At 35.9% G+C, this 14,978-nt stretch carries 8 protein-coding genes; 5 read left to right on the top strand and 3 right to left on the bottom strand.

The features are described from left to right. Nucleotides 1-158: 158 nt before the first annotated feature. The 3 genes from J3U63_RS06665 to J3U63_RS06655 all read right to left on the bottom strand — a co-directional run bounded on the left by J3U63_RS06665 (nt 159) and on the right by J3U63_RS06655 (nt 5,742). The gene (locus J3U63_RS06665; RefSeq protein WP_267371038.1) at nt 159-1,685 is read right to left on the bottom strand and encodes a glycoside hydrolase 43 family protein; all 1,527 of its coding nucleotides are present in this window, start codon (nt 1,683-1,685) and stop codon (nt 159-161) included. A gap of 41 nt (nt 1,686-1,726) precedes the next feature. Next, nucleotides 1,727-3,112 (bottom strand): glycoside-pentoside-hexuronide (GPH):cation symporter, encoded by a 1,386-nt coding sequence (locus tag J3U63_RS06660; RefSeq protein ID WP_416379665.1) that lies wholly within the window; start codon nt 3,110-3,112, stop codon nt 1,727-1,729. A 1,217-nt stretch (nt 3,113-4,329) separates the two neighbouring features. Continuing rightward, on the bottom strand, nt 4,330-5,742 hold the full coding sequence (locus J3U63_RS06655; RefSeq protein WP_267371037.1) for an EmmdR/YeeO family multidrug/toxin efflux MATE transporter: 1,413 nt from the start codon (nt 5,740-5,742) through the stop codon (nt 4,330-4,332). A 367-nt stretch (nt 5,743-6,109) separates the two neighbouring features. Here J3U63_RS06655 and J3U63_RS06650 point away from each other — a divergent pair, with 367 nt between their 5' ends. The 5 genes from J3U63_RS06650 to J3U63_RS06630 all read left to right on the top strand — a co-directional run bounded on the left by J3U63_RS06650 (nt 6,110) and on the right by J3U63_RS06630 (nt 14,969). Beyond that, complete coding sequence (locus J3U63_RS06650; protein WP_267371036.1) at nt 6,110-7,069, top strand: phospholipase D-like domain-containing protein; 960 nt, start codon at nt 6,110-6,112, stop codon at nt 7,067-7,069. Nucleotides 7,070-7,234: 165 nt separating this feature from the next. Further along, complete coding sequence (locus tag J3U63_RS06645) at nt 7,235-7,954, top strand: epoxyqueuosine reductase QueH (protein WP_065634654.1); 720 nt, start codon at nt 7,235-7,237, stop codon at nt 7,952-7,954. Nucleotides 7,955-8,246: 292 nt separating this feature from the next. Then, nucleotides 8,247-12,521: an acyl-CoA dehydratase activase-related protein gene (locus tag J3U63_RS06640; RefSeq protein ID WP_267371035.1), complete on the top strand. Its 4,275-nt coding sequence runs from the start codon at nt 8,247-8,249 to the stop codon at nt 12,519-12,521. A 71-nt stretch (nt 12,522-12,592) separates the two neighbouring features. Beyond that, nucleotides 12,593-13,204, top strand: a complete 612-nt coding sequence (locus tag J3U63_RS06635) for a CDP-alcohol phosphatidyltransferase family protein (protein ID WP_267344031.1) — start codon at nt 12,593-12,595, stop codon at nt 13,202-13,204. A 10-nt stretch (nt 13,205-13,214) separates the two neighbouring features. Continuing rightward, the gene (locus J3U63_RS06630; RefSeq protein ID WP_267344032.1) at nt 13,215-14,969 is read left to right on the top strand and encodes a bifunctional alpha/beta hydrolase/class I SAM-dependent methyltransferase; all 1,755 of its coding nucleotides are present in this window, start codon (nt 13,215-13,217) and stop codon (nt 14,967-14,969) included. The last annotated feature ends 9 nt before the right edge of the window (nt 14,970-14,978 follow it).

Below are 14,978 nucleotides of genomic sequence, written 5' to 3'. Positions count from 1 at the left end.
TTTAGCTGTAATAAATTTTATAACTCAATTACAATTTTTTGTATCATAAAGCTATAAGTTCATCTAGCTATATCGTTGTTTAACAGTGGTCTAATTTGACATAAATAGGTAATATCAAAAATAGTATATTTACTTTTGATATTACCTTGTATTGTGATCTATTTGGCAATAATTTCAAAATACTTGAATTTACCTTTACCACTTATTGCTTGTTTTGCTTCGCTGGCAGCAAAAATACCCACTTTCGCGCCAACCCATTTGCCTTTGCCTGCCGCAAAATCACGGCTGATCTTTTGCCACACTTTATTGGTATCTTGATAATAAAATTGGCAAATACCGTTTAATCCGACCTCAACTTTTAATTGGCAATTCGGTGAATCCAGTTCAGTAATTATTTCTTTATTTTCATCAACTATCCCAGCATCTTTCATCCAACCATATCGATAACATAAAAAATAGTGATGATTTTTATAACAAAGGGTTAGGGCCGCATAACGTTCGCCATAAATGATCAAACCTGCAAAATCACCCGAATTGTTTGTATTGAGCTCTAATGCAGTTTCAGCAGTAAATTGCCATGACGAAAATTTTTGTAATAACAAATTAGGAGCAAAATAGAGTGTTTGCTGTTTGTTATGTATTGGTAGTGGGTAACAATTTAACGTTAAGCCATCGCTCTGTTCTGCAAGCCAATTTTTTTGAGGATTGGCTTGCCATTGCCACTGTAAACCGATCTTGCCTTGCTTGAAGTCATCGCTCGTTTGCATGGTATAATCATCTGAATTACAAGTGGTTAATGGTTTTGGATATGACACAACAGGTTGACCGCAGTTATCATCGATGGCGGTTCCGATTCTTGGCCAATCATCATCACCCCAGTGCATTGGTTGTAGATGTACGATTCGTCCATATAAATTGGCATCCTGAAAGTGTACAAACCAGCATTGATTATTATCAAGTTCAACCCAGCCGCCTTGATGGGGACCGTTAATAGTGGTATTACCTTGAAATAAGACATTACGAGCAGTCCAAGGCCCCTCTAAGAGTTGGCTACGTAATACGGTTTGCCAACCGGTTTCAACGCCGCCAGCTGGCGCAAAAATATAGTACCAACCGTTTCTTTTATAGAGTTTTGGACCCTCAAGTGTTGGTAAGTCGGCTGTGCCATCATAAATAATTCTTCCATCGTCAATTAAAGCCGTGCCATCATTACTCATACGAAACAGCTGTAATTTATGCTTGATGCCAGAACGGCTTTGTGCAAAAGCATGAACTAACCAGGCTTGACCATCATCATCCCAAAATGGACAAGGATCTATCCAACCTAATGCGGGTTTTACGCAATGTGGTTTACTCCATTGCCCCCATGGGTTATGCGTATTACACATAAATATCCCTTCATCGGGCGTACTAAAAAATACCCAAAATTTTTGGTCATGATATCGAATAGATGGCGCCCAAACGCCTTTCCCAGGTTGCACACAATCATAACCCGGTAAATCAAGAGACGAAAATACATGATTTATAATTTGCCAATTCACTAAATCTTTAGAATGCAAAATCGGCAGTGCTGGCATATGATTGAAGCTAGATGAAACCATGAAAAAATCGTCTTTGACTCTGACAATATCTGGATCTGAATAATCAGCACAGATAATGGGATTGTTATAATAATCAAAACGCATATAATTACCTTTTACATTACGTTATTAACGTAACTTTTATCCTAGTTATTGTTTTCAATATTTTTTTGTCTGGCAAGTAAATCTTGTTGAATTTTTTCCATCATTTTGTCATCTAATTTATAAAAACGCATAAGCCACCAAAGTAACAAATATGAAAACGCAGGTCCTATAGTTAACAGCCCAATAATGCCCATCGTTGCAAGTGGCGTTTGCACATCCACACCAGCTTGATAACCCAATAAGCCTAAGCAAATACCAACCAATGCGCCCGCTATTGCCATACCCAATTTAAGTGCAAATAAGTTTCCAGAAAATGACAAGCCTGTAGCGCGTCGACCAAATTTCCATTCACCATAATCGGCTGCATTCGCCATCATATTCCATTTGAAGGGTTGATACATTGAATGGAAAAAGCCGATTAAAAAATAAAGAGGAAACACCACAGCTAACCAAACTGGTGGAATAAAAAACATAATGACGCCAATGGCAAACAAAATTAAATTAATATTTTTAAATAATTGAATCGCGGTAAAACGTTTAGCAAAATATCCAGCAGCCATTGCACCTAAAATAGTGCCAATTACTGAGGTTGACACAAAAGCAGATTTCATCGCTGTTCCCGCTGCCGAGCTAATACCGCCCATCATTAAATAAGTTGCATAATAGAGTGTTGCTGAGCTACGCATCACCCCAGCCATGCTAGAAAAAAACGTAATAATAGCAACAATGCACCACTGATCATTAGCTAGCAGACATTTTAAATCTTTTTTTATGCTGACATTTTTATCTTCAATGGGTGTTACGCGTTCTTTAGTGGTTGCAAAACAAAACACTAACATCGCAATAGCAATAATGCCCATTACTGCCATTGTCATTTGAAAGCCGAGTTGTTTATTCTCTTTACCAAACCAATCCACCAAAAATAGAGTACCGATTGACACCATTAATCCAGCTGCTGATGAGATGGTAAAACGAAATGATTGTGCAGAAAGACGATCTTTTTCATCACGCGTAATGACCCCTCCTAGTGCACAATAAGGGATGTTAATAAAGGTATAGCATAGCATCAACAACGCATAAGTAATGTAGGCATATAAGAGTTTACCAGAGTAACCAAAATCAGGTGTAGTATAGGTCATGACTGCAAGCACAGCATAGGGAATGGCAAACCAAATCAACCAAGGTCGAAATCTTCCCCAGCGAGTTTTAGTTCTATCGGCTACCATACCGGTAATAGGATCGATAATGGCATCAAAAATTCGTGTTGCTAAAAACATGATTCCGACTGCGGCAGCTGATAGTCCATAAATATCGGTATAAAAGTAGGTCAAAAACATGGTGACTGATGAATAAACAATTCCACATGCTGCATCACCCATTCCAAAGCCTATTTTTTCCATGACTGATAATCTTTTATTATCCATCATCATCTCCTTATAATTATATAAACACACTGTTTTCTAAACAGTTTTTAAGCATATTTGTTTCTATTTCGAATTATTGAAAATAAACAACGATGGATTGAGTGTATAAAATTCATTATCAAAACAATATTATGATTTTGCGTACTGAAATTACGATATATGGTTAATGTGATAAATATCACAAATTTTATTGTGATATTTAATTATCTAACCAATGATAAAAAGTAAATCTATGGAAAGTCATCTAATAAACAATTTGGTAATCAAAGGAATAATCGCACTTTTTTAACGCTATCAATCCTTGAAAATGAGTTATTACAAAAGTTAATTATTATAAATTTATGCTATTACAATTTTGGGGCATTATATTAATGTAGAAAAGTTTAGCTGTAACGATGCCTTGTGATTTAAAGTTAACCAATTCAATGGTTTAGGTAAATTACTTTCAAATTAACAAACAACCAAAAATTTTTGCCCATTTCTTGCTTATGCCAGACAATATGTTTTCAGTTGTTTCATTGCCGTGTATAAAATAGTTGTTTTCGACATGCTTATTTACAAGCCAATAAATACAGTCGGTAATTAATTTATTTTTTATTACTTAAAAAAGTTTTATTCAATTTATTTCACTAACAGTAGCAAGATTTTAATATCAACATTTGATTGGTAATGAAATACTAGAATTTTTTTAGAGTTTTATGGTGTTGTTAATTTTGAAACTCTTGGTAATGTACAGATAGTCGAAATGATACCAAGATATAAACACAATTTGATATTGATATGATAACTCAACGTTAATCGATGTCTGCCATACCATACTTCGGATATTATTCACAAAAAATAGGGGTATTCATTGTGCTGCGTTACTAATGATATTTTGTTGGATTTTTATAATTTGAGTATATAAATTTGGTGGAGTCCTGATCAACTTGTTACTCACGCAAAGTCCAAAACGATATTAGATTTAGATTGTTATTAACATGATGATACTAATATAGTAACAATACGCTTGATGAAAAAAGTTATTTAATTAAATAGTGATTTATTTAAAACGATAACTTATGCTACCTTCAAATTGGTTTTTACTAGTGGTAAATAATAAATTTTTGATAATAAAATTTAAACACCTTTAGCTAATAATTGTATAGTCGATGGTTAAATCCTAATTAAACCACTCGTTATCATGAACAATTAAAATAGCTCAATGAGAAAACTTATAGTTAATTGTGTTCTTGATGTCGCCATAGCCATTTACCACTGACTAAGCGGTAGTAGAAGAATATACTTCTAATGATCCAATCAAGAAACATTCCAAACCACACGCCAATTACACCAAAGCCAAGATAAACACCAAATAGATAACCAACGACAATTCGGCACATCCACATACTACCGATTGCCACCCACATAGTATAACTGGCATCCTTGGCACCTTTAAACCCATAAGGTAACACAAAAGACGAAGCCCAAAATGGTGTAAATAGAGCATTTAACCACAGTAAATGTTTTGATATTTCGATAACTTCAGGATCATTGGTATAAAGTGAACTGAGTAGGCCAGCAAAGGGCATTGTCACAAATGCAATCAAACAGAGCAATATATTGGTAAATTGAAAAATAAATTTTAGTTGTCTGGTTGGTTGGTAGATTTGCCCCATACCAAGGCGTTTTCCAACTATAATGGTTGAGGTTGCACCTAAAGTTCCACCCGGTAAATTAAGCAGTCCTGCAATGGAAAAAGCGATAAAATTTGCTGCAATCGTTGACGTGCCCATACCGGCAACAAACGTTTGCGTCAGTAATTTGCCAACATTAAACATCACTGATTCAACACTAGCTGGAATACCGATGCTAAGAATATCAACCAAAATTCTAGCATTAAATGAATGAAAGTAACTTCTCAATGGAATAAAAAGCGCACGACTAGGTTTTATCGTCAAGACTAATAAGATAAAAAACATGCCACAATAACGCGATGTTGTTAAACCAATACCTGCACCAATAAAGCCAAAACCTTGCCAACTGCCAATTCCATAGATAAGTACATAACTAATCGAGATATTTAAAATATTCATAATGATGTTTAGGTACATGGGCAGTTTGGTATTGCCTGCGCCTCTTAATGCACCACATCCCACCAAAATAAACGCTAATGCAGGGTAGCCTAATACTGTTAATCGTAGAAATGTTAAGGTTAAATTTTTAACTTCGGGATCGGCTTTTCCAGCAATGATATCAACAATCCAATAGCCCGAGAATTCGACAAATCCAAATAATAGTACGGATACTAATACTAATAGGGTAATGGATTGTCTGGCAGCAAAAACCGCTTTTTTACGATTATGACGACCTAAGCTAAACGCAACGACTACAGAGGTTCCTAATGCTACTGCCATAAAAAATGACATGATAATCATATTAAAGCTTTCAGCTAAACCGACAGCCGCCATTTGCGCTTTACCTATCCAGCTAACTAAAAAGGTACTAAAAATACCCATCAATATCACTGAAAGATTTTCTATAAAGATTGGCATAGCTAATGGATAAATTTCACGCCATAGTAGCACACTATTTGAATGTCTTTTTTTATATAATTGCAGATTTTTTAAACTGTTAATGAGTTGAACATTCAATTGGAAGCCTAAATCTTATAACTGAAAATTATTGTGATAATTATAACTCCTTTATTGAACAAAAATGAATGTGTGTTTTAAAAAATAACATATTATAAAACTAACCTTTAATATATTTGTTGATGCTAAAAAGAATTAAATACAAGTTTGGATTAAGAACGCTAGAGTTTAAATATGTTATTTTTTTCATCTTTTATGCTATTTTGATGACTGGTGAGGTAATAACACAGAGGGTAGCTGTTAATCAGTGTTTACTATTACTGATAATAGTTACCGATTTATTTCTAGCTCATTGCCAGTTAAAGTGTGGTAGTCTTGCTAGTTTTAGGGTAAAGCGTGTTAAGTCGAAAAAAAGATAAGGAAAAGTATGAAAATTCTTCATAATGATGATTTAGAGAATGCGTTATTGAAAAAGGGCAATAAAAAAATCAGCATTGTTTCTGCTTTTGCCAGTCATACCGAAATGATAGTAGAACAATTACTAGAAGATAATAGTATTAAGTTGGAACTGATTATCAGCACCATTAATGCTTTTAACTCGCCAGATTTTATTAAGTTTTGCCAGCAAAAAGCGCAAGATTGTGATAAATTCAGTTTTTATGTCGATTTTCGCTATAACCAAAGTGTCCATTGGAAACTCTATTTGATTCAGTCTGAAGTAGAGACAGAAAAGGTGATTATTGGTAGTGCAAATTTTACTAACATAGGTATCGGCCTCAATCGTGACACATGTGTAATGATACAAAACAAAAATCTGTATGCAGATTATTTAGCTGATATCGAACAACTCAAACAATTACCAGAAGTGATAAAATCTAGTGATCAAAAATTTGATCGATATTTACAGAATTATAAAACCCTACATCAACGTATTACAAAAGCATCTATTCCAACTTTAGCCAATTATTTAGCAATAAATCCTATGATTGAATTAGGACTTTTGGTTTGGGATTCTTATTTAAGCGATGAGGATGAACAAGTGGCTGAAGAAGTCGTCGCCAGAGAGCATCCAACTATAAAATTTGATATGAATCGCGATTGCTTACTGGTTGAAAAAAAATATGAAACGGATTTTAGCGTAGATCAGCTAATTTTATGTATGAATAACCAAGGTAAAGAGATTGCGTTTTTTTATTGTCTAGGCATCTATCCTAGCCAATCACAACAATATGTGTTTCTTTTTAATTTTTCAAAAAAGGTCATTCGTCCATTTAAATTAAGTCGGTCACTCAAAGCTGCAATGGCAAAGCAAGCGGCAAGCTGGTGTAACAGCAATAAGCATAAGTTAACTTATGAAGATCTATTAGCACTATGCGAAAATAGTTAACAAATATTGAACTCACTTTAGGTAATAAACTTGCCGAAAAGTTTAAGGAAATATATGTGTTTCAGTATAAAAATTGGCGCGTTTATCTTGACGTAAATCTATAACGCTATATTATAGCGACCAATAATGACTACTATCATCAAAATAATAAATAAATGAGCCCTCATGTTAATTAATGCGAAAACAATTCTTGATAAATTAAACCCACATAATAAAGTTAATTATGATTCCGTTTTAAAAGAAGTCATTGCCGATTGGCAGTCGGGTGCGGTTCGTCCTAAATTATTGATTCACAGCTGTTGTGCACCTTGTAGTACTTATGTATTGGAGTATTTAGCACAATATGCCGATATTACTATCTATTTTGCGAATTCTAATATTCATCCACGCGTTGAATATGAGTATCGAAGTGTGGTGCAACAAAAATTTATTGCTGATTTTAATCAAAAGACCGGAAATAACGTACAATTTTTAGAAGCACCTTATCAGCCAGCAGAGTTTATTAAGCAAGTTGGTCATTTGCGCGATGCCCCCGAAGGCGGTGAGCGTTGCCATATTTGTTATAAAATGCGTTTAGATTTGGCGGCAATTAAAGCGCAAGAGTTAGGATTTGACTATTTTGCAAGTGCATTGACGCTCAGCCCTAAAAAGAACAGTCAAAAAATTAATGAATTAGGATTTGAGATCCAAGAGATCTTTTCTGTTAATTATCTTCCTTCTGATTTTAAAAAGAACAATGGTTATAAACGGTCTATTGAACTTTGCAAAGAATATGATGTTTATCGTCAATGTTATTGTGGCTGTATTTTTGCTGCTAAAGCTCAAGGTGTCGATCTAAAAAATGTGATTACTATTGCTAAACAAGGTTTAGAAAAAGCACTTTAAGCCGTTGCAAACTCATTAGATTACTGATTATTTTATAATTGTTATGACCTATATTTGTATGATATAGGTCAGATTCCAGTTAGTTTTAGACAGAATTACAAATCACATCACGCCTTCTTAAGATAAATTATTATTGTGTATCGCTTTTGTTTTAGGGGATTTTTTATCCATCCCTATTAAAAAGAACTAAGATTTGGTTATAATGATTTATATAAAAATAAAATTAATAATTTGAGATTTATTACCAATTTTGTAATAAATTAAATCTAAATTAATAAAATGTGAGTTTATTATGTCAAAAATATATAGGCTCGGATTGGATGTGGGTTCCACTACAGCAAAATGCGTTGTGTTAGATGAACATGACAATTTTGTTTATACTAATTATGTACGCCATAATACGCATATTGTGGCAACAGTACTTCAATTGCTCAGTGAAATTAAACAGAAGCTTGGTGATGATATACGCTTGTCTGTAAAAGTGACGGGTTCTGCCGGAATGGGCATTTCCGAAAAAGCCGATATCGCCTTTATTCAAGAGGTGGTTGCAGCATCGGAAGTGGTACAACGCAAATATCCTGAAGTACGGACGTTGATAGATATTGGTGGTGAAGATAGTAAAATGATCTTCTTTTTTCCCGATCGACCACCCGATATTCGAATGAATGGTAGCTGTGCAGGGGGAACCGGCGCATTTATCGATCAGATGGCAACTTTGCTTAATACTCCCGTTCAGCAGTTTGATGCGCTTGCTCAAAATCATGACCAAATTTTTCCTATCGCTTCTCGTTGTGGTGTTTTTGCCAAAACCGATGTCCAAAATTTAATTAGCCGCAATGTCTCGAAAGAAAATATCGCTTATTCAGTTTTACATGCCGTATGTATTCAGCTAATCAACACCTTGGCTCGTGGCTATGATATTGTGCCAAAAGTGATGTTAATTGGTGGGCCTTTCTCATTTATCCCAACATTAGGTAAAGCCGCACTAAATACGCTAAAATTAACAGATGATCAGGTTGTTACCACCGAACATCCGACCTTACTGTCCGCTTGGGGTGCTGCAATTCACATTATTGAGCGAACCGAGCTTTCGTTGACAGATTTTATTGCACGATTAAATGCTTCTACTCAAATTAAAGTTAATGAATCATTTAGATTAAAACCGTTGTTTAATGAGTCGTTGTCATTTGATAATTGGAAAAAGAAGCGCAAATATATCGAAATTGCTAGATGCAATTTAGCAGATTATCAAAAACAGAATGCTTTTTTAGGCATTGACAGTGGCTCTACTACCACCAAAATTACGCTTGTTAGTGAAGATAATGAGCTGTTGTTTACGCATTATGCACCCAACAATGGTCAGTCGATTAGTGCCTTAATTCATGGCTTAACTAAATTAAACGATGAAATTACTGCATCAGGTAAGGAGATTATTATTGCTCGCACCGGTGTGACAGGTTATGGTGAAGAACTATTAAAAGCCGCTTTTGCTATTGATGACGGTTTGGTCGAAACCATGGCGCATTTTGCCGCAGCTAAACATATCGATCCTGATGTCAGTTTTGTGATGGATATTGGCGGCCAAGATATGAAAGCCATTTTTATTGCTAATGGTGTGGTTAATCATATCGAATTAAACGAAGCTTGTTCATCGGGTTGTGGATCGTTTATTGAGACTTTTGCCAAATCACTTAACTCTAATACTATTGATTTTGCTGATGCCGCGTGTCAATCTTCTAATCCATGTGATTTAGGAACGCGCTGCACTGTTTTTATGAATTCTAAAGTGAAGCAGGCATTGCGTGAAAATGCCACCATGGGTGATATTTCAGCAGGACTGGCGTTTTCTGTGATTAAAAATGCTATTCATAAAGTGCTGAAACTGCATGATATGCGTAAACTGGGTGATCATATTGTGGTGCAGGGCGGTACTTTTAAAAATCCCGCAGTATTTCGAGCATTAGAACAGTTAACCGGTGCGCAAATTACCAGTTCTAATATTCCTGAGTTAATGGGGGCTTATGGGGCAGCGTTGGTCGCTAAAAACCATTATTTAGCGCACCCTACAGCTTCGCAATTTATTGGTTTAGATAATCTTCACAAAGCAAAAGACAATAAAGCTAAACCGTCTCGCTGCAAAGGTTGTGAAAATAAATGCGATATTATCATCTATCGATTTGCCAATGGTCAACGTTACTATTCAGGTAATAAATGTGAACGTTTTTTAAGTAATAATCAATATCGCGATAATAGCTCGTTTAATATGTTTGATTATAAAAATGATCTGCTATTTAAACGAACTAATGTGGTTAATGCCGATGCTAAAATTAATATTGGTATTCCTCGTGTATTAGGACAATATGAAAACTTCCCTTTTTGGCATACGTTATTGACACAAAGTGGTATAAACGTGACACTTTCACCTTTTTCAACACAAAATATTTATGAAAAAGGGGCTGGAACGGTAATGTCTGATAGCATTTGCTTTCCGGCAAAATTAGTGCACGGTCATATCATGGAGTTGATTGAGCAGAAGGTCGATCGTATTTTTATGCCGATGGTTGTGTTTGAATCAGCCCAGTTTGACAATGCGGTTAATAGCTATAATTGTCCAATTGTCAGTAGTTATGCTGAAGTGATCCACAGTGCGATTAATCCGGAAGAAAAATTTCGCATTCCATTAGATTACCTCGTTATTAACTTTACCAATAGTAAGTTACTTAAAAAAGGCTGTATCAATTATTTAACTTCGTTAGGTATCGACAAAAAAGTTGCCGACAAAGCGTTTGAAGCTGCATTACTTGCACAAGCTGAGTTTAAACATGATTTATACAGTAAAGCGGTTGAAGTACTCAATAATGCCAAACAAACTGGGCGCTATGTGTTTATTTTAGCTGGACGGCCATATCATAGTGATAGTTTAATTAATCACAAAACGCCCGAAATTTTAAATGCGCTAGGCTGTGATGTTATTACCGAAGATTCGGTATTAGGTGCCATTCATCAATTATCGCCAGAACTGCAAATTTGTTCACAATGGAGCTATCCAAATCGTTTATATGCTGCCGCTTCATTTGTTGCACAGCAACCGAATAATATTCAATTTGTACAGCTCAATTCATTTGGTTGTGGGCCTGATGCGATTGTCACTGATGAGTGTAAAGCAATCTTAGAATCGAAGGGTAAAACTTGTACGATCATTCGTGTAGATGAGATCACCGCAACGGGTTCTGTCCGTTTACGCTTACGATCGATTATCGAATCAATTCGTATGAATCAACATCAACCATTGAAAATGGTGGAACGTAAAAAAACGGCAGTTTTCAGTAAAAAGGATAAACAGCGTCGTACTATTTTAGCGCCATTTATTTCTGATTTTTATTCACCGTTATTACCGCCGATTTTTGCATTATCAGGTTATAAGCTAGAAACGTTACCAAAACCAGATAAAAGCTCGGTTGAGTGGGGATTAAAGTACTGTAATAACGAAATTTGCTACCCAGCAACGATTATTGTTGGCGATGTGATTAAAGCGTTACGATCGGGTAAATATAATCGTGATGAAGTGGCAATTGGTATCACGCAAACCGGTGGGCAATGCCGTGCGAGCAGTTATCTGTCGTTAATCAAAAAAGCCATGATTAGTAATGGTTTTGAAGATGTGCCGATTGTGTCACTTAGTACCGATAATATGAATGCAAGTGAACAACCTGGCTTTAAAATTAATTGGCTTAAAACTCTGCCAACCACCTTTTTTGCTATGTTATTTGCTGATTCATTATCGAAAATGTATTACGCGGTGGCACCTAGAGCCAAAGTGAAACAACAGGCTAATCAACTTAAAGAGCTGTATATTAGAAAGCTACAGCAGCTACTTAATGAGCAAAAAGGGCATAGAGCGATTTATGCGTTATTGGCGCAAGCTGTTGAGCATTTTAATCAGGTTGAAACCGTCAATAAAGATTGCCCACAAATAGGGATTGTTGGTGAAATCTATGTAAAATATAACAGCTTTGGCAATCAGCATAGTGTCGAATGGTTAGTCGATCAGGGAATTGAGCCAGTAATTCCACCCATGATTGAATTTTTTGCTCAAGTGTTTGTCAATTATGACAGTAATATTGATAATCATCTTTTACCAAAAAGTTATCTATCGTCATTACTGTTCTTTTTTGAAAAAGTGGCCCAACGCTATATCAATAAAACTAATCAGATTTTATCGCATTTTAAATATTATCAGCCGTTTCATAATATCCGTGATATCGCCAAAAAAGCCGAGCAAATTCTTAATTTAGCCAATCAATTTGGCGAAGGTTGGTTGATTCCAGCCGGTATTATGACCTTTGCTGAATATGGCATTAATAATGTCATTAGCTTTCAACCATTTGGTTGTATTGCAAATCATGTAGTATCAAAAGGGGTAGAAAAACGGATGCGTGATCTTAACCCTAAACTTAATTTGCTCTATTTAGATTTTGACGACGGCGCCGGTGAAGTCAATGTACTCAATCGTTTGCATTTTATGGTCAGTTCGTTAAAGTATACCCAATTGCAACGAATTGTATAATGAAATAAAAAACTGCTATGTTATATTTTGCCAATATTATCATAGCAGTAGGTTAAAATTTAGGATCATCAGTGATATCAGTTTATCAATTAAAGCCGAAGTTTCAGGCACTACTTAGACCTTATACCCATAAGCTTTATAATGCTGGTGTAACGGCTAATCAAGTGACTTTATTCGCCTGTTTGGCATCGATTTTAGTAGCACTAATGGTTGGGTGTTTCGCCCAATATCATTGGTTATTTATGTTAATTCCAATATGGATGTTTATTCGAATGGCGCTCAATGCTATTGATGGAATGTTAGCACGTGAATTTCAGCAAAAATCTAATTTGGGTGCTTATTTAAATGAAATTTGTGATGTGATATCAGACAGCGCATTATTACTGGTTTTTATGCCACTAGACGGCGTGAGTAGTTTTCTGGTGATTTTGGTCGTGTTACTAGCCTTTTTGACTGAATATAGTGGCGTATTGGGATTAATGATTGGAGCATCACGCCGTTATGATGGACCAATGGGGAAAAGTGATCGCGCCACTATTTTTAGTATAATAAGCTTAGGTATAGCCACCCATTTACTGCCTTTAAGTTGGATTAATACGTTATTGTGTCTGATTACTCTTTTACTTATCTATACCATCTTTAATCGAGTGAACAAAGGCTTATTAGAAGCGCAAAATAAATAAGGAATATATTATGCGTCAAGAGCAACAAAAAACCTTTATAAGCCATGATGGTTGTCAGTTATTTTATCGCTATTGGCCGGCAATCGACAATAACTGTGGTAAAGATCGCGCTATCGTCATTTTTCATCGAGGCCATGAGCATTCAGGTCGAGTGGCACATCTTGCTAACGAACTTGAACTACCTGATTATCAAATTTTCGCTTGGGATGCGCGAGGTAACGGTCAATCGGCAGGTGAACGAGGCGATGCCCCTAATTTTGCCACACTGATTAAAGATGCCCACTGTTTTATACAACATATTAAGCAAGAGTATCACTTTTGTGATCAAGATATTGCTGTTATTGCGCAAAGTGTAGGGGCGGTTATTGCTGCAGCTTGGGCACATGATTATGTACCGAATATTCGAGCCTTAGTCTTAGCTTCACCGGCCTTTAGCGTCAAGTTATATGTCCCTTTTGCGGTATCGGGTCTAAAATTGCTGTATAACTTAAAAGGCAACTTTTTTGTTAACAGTTATGTTAAGCCTAAGCTGCTGACCCATGATGCGAGTCGAGCACAATCGTTTACTCAAGATCCATTAATTACTAGACCAATATCGGTGCGGTTATTATTAGATTTGTATGCGGTGGCAGATCGCATAGTTCAAGATGCAAATGCGATTACGGTACCCACGCAACTACTGGTGTCGGGGTCTGATTATGTGGTAAGGCGTAAACCACAACAACAATTTTATGAGAATTTGGGTACCGCACAAAAAGAGTTACATATATTACCTGGATTTTATCATGATACCTTAGGTGAAAAAGATCGCCATTTCGCTATTGATCGAGCACGGCGATTTATTGTCGGTTGTTTTGCCAATCCGATAAATGTTCCTTGCTTAGTTAATGCCGATTTAGTTGGTTATACAAGGCAAGAGGCGGATAATTTAACTATGCCACCCGTTGGTTTGATTAAGCCTTTATACTGGAAATTTATTCAAACCAGTTTGCGTTATGCCAGTAAAATGTCTGACGGAATCAAACTCGGTTTTGACACTGGGTTTGATTCAGGCAGTACGCTTGACTATGTCTATCAAAACCAACCATCGGGCAGTTCTAAACTTGGACAATTTTTTGATTATATTTATCTACAATCTATTGGTTGGCGTGGTATCCGTCAGCGAAAAGTTCATCTTGAAGCGCTGTTAAAGCAAACTATTTTACAGTTACAACAACAAAATCAATCTGTTAATATTGTTGATATTGCAGCAGGGCATGGACGTTATATTATTGAAACGATAAATCAAATCGCACATAAACCTAATTCAGTGCTATTACGTGATTACTGTGATATTAATATTCGCGATGGACAAGCATTAATTCAGCAGCAGGGCTTAACGGATATTGTTCGTTTTGAAAAAGGCGATGCTTTTAGTCGGCAAGAGTTAGCACAATTATCACCTCAACCTAATTTAGCAGTAGTATCTGGTTTGTATGAGTTATTTAGTGACAATCAATTGTTGCGAGAATCGTTGTCAGGGTTAGCCGATGTCATGTCTGAAGGCGGATATTTAATTTACACTAATCAGCCATGGCATCCACAACTCGAGTTTATTGCCAGAGCATTAACCTCACATCGTGATGGGCAGCCATGGATTATGCGCCGAAGAACGCAACTGGAAATGGATCAACTGGTTAGTGAGGCAGGTTTTCAAAAAATAACCATGAGTGTTGATCAGTGGGGCATTTTTACGGTTTCACTAGCACAACGAATAAAAAAATAATTTATGCCA

The organism is Gilliamella sp. B2838 (genome assembly GCF_026536185.1).
GTDB lineage: Bacteria > Pseudomonadota > Gammaproteobacteria > Enterobacterales > Orbaceae > Gilliamella.
This window is presented reverse-complemented; position numbering and strand designations above follow the sequence as displayed.

What these genes read in the sequence shown, in the direction of transcription:
- J3U63_RS06665 (WP_267371038.1), bottom strand. Translation starts at nt 1,685, where the DNA reads ATGCGTTTTGATTATTATAACAATCCCATTATCTGTGCTGATTATTCA.
- J3U63_RS06660 (WP_416379665.1), bottom strand. Translation starts at nt 3,112, where the DNA reads ATGATGGATAATAAAAGATTATCAGTCATGGAAAAAATAGGCTTTGGA.
- J3U63_RS06650 (WP_267371036.1), top strand. Translation starts at nt 6,110, where the DNA reads ATGAAAATTCTTCATAATGATGATTTAGAGAATGCGTTATTGAAAAAG.
- J3U63_RS06645 (WP_065634654.1), top strand. Translation starts at nt 7,235, where the DNA reads ATGTTAATTAATGCGAAAACAATTCTTGATAAATTAAACCCACATAAT.
- J3U63_RS06640 (WP_267371035.1), top strand. Translation starts at nt 8,247, where the DNA reads ATGTCAAAAATATATAGGCTCGGATTGGATGTGGGTTCCACTACAGCA.
- J3U63_RS06630 (WP_267344032.1), top strand. Translation starts at nt 13,215, where the DNA reads ATGCGTCAAGAGCAACAAAAAACCTTTATAAGCCATGATGGTTGTCAG.